The organism is Thermorhabdus hydrogeniformans, from assembly GCF_049310025.1.
In the GTDB taxonomy this organism is placed as follows: Bacteria; Bacillota; Thermosediminibacteria; order Thermosediminibacterales; family Tepidanaerobacteraceae; genus JBJYKD01.
Genome location: NZ_JBJYKD010000133.1, coordinates 1 through 274 on the forward strand (window position 1 = coordinate 1; position 274 = coordinate 274).

Here is a 274-nt window from a genome sequence, read left to right on the forward strand (position 1 = left end):
TTGAATCGGGAGTTTGAGGGAGGTGACGGCACCGATGCAAGCGCAGTGAAGGCGAGGCGAGATGCCATTTACAAGCTCATAGTCCATCCACTAAAGACACTTCTCCAAAAGTTGGGATGGGTGGATGGTTCGGGCAGGATTATCGACAACGACTATGTGGAAGCAAGCCCCAACGCAGAGACAGAAGAGAGTCAGGCTCTAAGTGAGGAGCCTACAATCCACCTCCTTGGTGCAAACTCTGAGCCAACTGGGTGTGCGAGGTATGGATGATATG

The 274-nt window shown here is 52.2% G+C and carries 1 protein-coding gene; it reads left to right on the top strand.

What is annotated here, in order from left to right:
* Window positions 1-270 (top strand): hypothetical protein (locus tag ACKX14_RS15810; protein WP_422449348.1); only part of this gene is annotated, 270 nt, incomplete at its 5' end.
* Window positions 271-274 lie beyond the last annotated feature (4 nt).